Source organism: Limnospira sp. PMC 1279.21 (assembly GCF_032349615.1).
Classification (GTDB): Bacteria; Cyanobacteriota; Cyanobacteriia; order Cyanobacteriales; family Microcoleaceae; genus Limnospira; species Limnospira fusiformis.
Genome location: NZ_JARPLU010000299.1, coordinates 1 through 3066 on the forward strand (window position 1 = coordinate 1; position 3066 = coordinate 3066).

General features: G+C 47.4%; 4 protein-coding genes. 2 read left to right on the top strand and 2 right to left on the bottom strand.

Translation table 11 applies throughout. The features are described from left to right. Positions 1–48: 48 nt before the first annotated feature. Positions 49–1614 carry a C-3',4' desaturase CrtD gene (gene crtD / locus P5683_RS23750; protein ID WP_006624164.1) on the bottom strand — a complete coding sequence of 522 codons (1566 nt, stop codon included), beginning with the start codon at positions 1612–1614 and terminating at the stop codon, positions 49–51. Between the two features lie 362 nt (positions 1615–1976). Here crtD and P5683_RS23755 point away from each other — a divergent pair, with 362 nt between their 5' ends. Both P5683_RS23755 and P5683_RS23760 read left to right on the top strand, forming a co-directional pair. Continuing rightward, positions 1977–2276, top strand: a complete 300-nt coding sequence (locus P5683_RS23755) for a hypothetical protein (protein WP_006616243.1) — start codon at positions 1977–1979, stop codon at positions 2274–2276. 9 nt (positions 2277–2285) lie between these two features. After that, positions 2286–2708 (top strand): heavy metal-responsive transcriptional regulator, encoded by a 423-nt coding sequence (locus P5683_RS23760; RefSeq protein WP_006616244.1) that lies wholly within the window; start codon positions 2286–2288, stop codon positions 2706–2708. A gap of 18 nt (positions 2709–2726) precedes the next feature. On the opposite strand, the gene P5683_RS23765 is transcribed toward P5683_RS23760, so the two are convergent. Then, positions 2727–2921: a hypothetical protein gene (locus P5683_RS23765; protein WP_006669249.1), complete on the bottom strand. Its 195-nt coding sequence runs from the start codon at positions 2919–2921 to the stop codon at positions 2727–2729. Positions 2922–3066 lie beyond the last annotated feature (145 nt).

The window sequence follows — 3066 nt, forward strand, 5'->3', positions numbered from 1 at the left end:
TAGTCATCTCGTCCTCTCCATTATACGTCCTAAGTGTTCTGTCTTGTGCTATACTGCGCCGCCCTCATGTTTTGGAGGGGTGAACTGGTTTTCGAGTTGTCGGACTACGGTTAAAGCTGAATAGGATACCCCTGCTGTTCCCTCTCCGGGGTGGGTACAGTCTCCCACTAGCCATAATCCATTAATGGGGGTACGATTGGAAAAGCCAAAGGGTCCAAAGGTGGAAATCCGCTGACCTACACCACCGACAACGCCTTGGTCACGCGCGGTATAACGGGCGAAAGTGCGGGGGGTGGCAGCACAGGAATAAATGATTGTTTCTGGGGTAAGCTGAAAGTAGGAACTTAGACGATTAATGGCCTGTTGGGTGTATTCGTGTTTGAGTTTCTGATAATCTGGGTTATGCCACCATTGCTGCGTATCTGTGAAACTAGAAGCAATAATGGTGGCTTGTCCGTGGGGGGCGCGTCCGTCCCCTGGGTGGCTGACGGAAACAAATAGGGAATTGTTTTCGCCAATGGGTCGGTTATAGTCGTAAAGAAATTGGAGATGGGGGGGGCATTCGGGGGGAATGGCTGACTGATCAACTCCTAAATAAATGACGAAAGCCCCAGAAGCTGGGGGGAGTTTATTAATACGGTGGTGGTAAATGCGATCGAGGGGATTGGTGGAAATGTGGTTTTCCCAAGCTAATAGCTTAACTATGTTCTGAACTGTGACGTTAGCAACTACTAGATCGGTGGTTTCTCGCCACACTTTCCCGGTTTTTTGATCGCGAATTTTGACCGCTACGACTTGACGGTTTTCGGTTTCGATCGCTTCTACGGTATGACCCATTAATAGGGTTCCTCCGTCCCGTTTCAGGCTGGCTACTAGGCGATCGCTTAATACTTGCATACTCCCCTGTAAATGATAGAGTCCTTGGGGTGATTGGGATACTCCCAACGCTGTGGCTGCATACAGTAATGCCGTTTCATCGGCGTTCACCTGGGAGTATAATTTTAATTGTAAATCCAGAAAGGTTTTCAGACGGCGATCGTTGTCTATTCCATAGATCCGCAATAGATCCCCTACCGTCAATAGGGTAAAAGGTAGGGTAATCATGGTATCGAGACGCAAGGCTTTCACCAGTTGCACTAAATCCCACCAATTCCGAGGAGGTAAAATCGGATCGCGACTTTGAAACCGCCAACTAGCTTCAAATAGAGTTCCCATTAATTGCCAAAACTTTTCACTCCCTGGGAACTGTTCTTGTCGTTCCTGCTGCCATTTTTCTGGGTCTCGCCAAACTCGAATCGGCTGGGTTTCTCCGGGTAAAAATACCGCACAAGCAGGGTCGCAGAAGGTGGCGGCTGGTAAGTCTATTTCTAATTCCGAGAAAATCCGATGATGAATGCCGCCGGGTTCTAAACCAGCCACTTGGGTCGCCCCTACATCAAAGGTAAAACCTTTACGTTTAAACGTGGAAGCACAGCCGCCCGGAACTATGGCTTGGTCGAGGACTAACACGGAATATCCTCGATGAGCCAGTAGTGCGGCGGTGGTTAATCCGCCTATACCAGCACCAATTACAATTACCCTATTTGGACGGGGAAGGTTATCAATTTCTTTCATTAATTATTAGGTGGGAATGCTGGTTTTGGATTATAGCAAATTTTGGGGAATCTTAACTACCTATTTTGGCTCTGTATTGTGTTAAAATCTAATCGGGCGGGTGGTGAGTAGGTTTGTCAAACTATCCCGGTTTCCAGTTCACCGAGACTGAAGTTATAATCGTATTGGGGAAGGGTAAGGGTGAGGGTCGGAGGAGTAGGGACCAGTAGGGACGAGTAGGGGGGTGATCAAAAAATTGATACCTAAGCGACTTTTCAAGTTGACCTAGCTGCCCTACAATTCACAAGGAGCCTAAATGCTGTAGCAACCTGGTTGAGTCTGATTCCGTCTAAACTAATACTAAACAGCAGAGTCAAAGTAATATGAACGCTTTGTTACCGAGAATTTTAAAGTCTGCTTACCGCAGAGAACCAATTGTCAGTTTTGTGATTACAGTTGGGGCGGTTGATACTGTAATTGGTGGTGTAACTGCGAGTTTACCGCTGTTGAGTCTCGGTCTGGGAACCGTGGGAGTAGCGGTAGCCTGGCGTTGGTGGCTTATACAGCGATCGCCAGTGGAACAACAAACCGAAACCGCGCCGGAATACTATTTACCGCCGAGTGGTTCCCGTCCTTCCTTACCTATGCTGACTCAGAATAAAAAGCCTCGTCCTCCCTACTAATGAGTTAGGTTGGGGGTTGATAAGTTGCTGAAAATTGGAGAGGTAGCGGCCGAAAGTGGTTTATCGGTGAAAACAATTCGCTACTATGATGATATTGGGTTACTCTGGCCGACTGTTGATCGTAGCAGGTCGGGTTATCGGCTATTTGCTCCGGAAGTATTGACCCGACTGGCATTTATTAAACGCGCGCAAGGGTTGGGGTTGAGTTTGGCGGAAATTGCGGAAATTCTGAAAATTCGCGATCGTGGTGACATTCCCTGTGACCAAGTGAAGCAGCGTTTACAAGCTAAGGTAGCGGATATTAATCAACAAATTATCGCCCTAGAAGGCTTGAAGGGAGAACTTCAGGAGTTACTGAGTCAGTGGGAAGATCAGCCGTCAGCGAGTCGCATGGCTGATACTATTTGCCCCAATATTCAACTGAAACCCTAAAATCAAAAGAGGGAAGGATCATTTATCCTTCCCCTGAATTGGTGATTTTGGGTTTTGGTGTTGGTGTTGGTCTTTGGGTTGGTTGGTTTGGAGTTGTTTACGCAACTGTTGCTGTTGTTTTTTTAGCTGTCGCATTCTAGCCGCACCACCTTTACCTTTGTGGTTGCGCCCTTGGCGACGCGGGGACTCCCAGCGCTTTAGTTGTTGTGCCATGGGGTTATATTATTATTTTTAGGATAATACCTATAGTGTAACTGAGTTGTGCGAGACGTTCAGGCATCAAATAGGGCTGCAATGCCCGAAAATATAGCACAAGACAGAACACTTAGGACGTATAATGGAGAGGACGAGATGACTG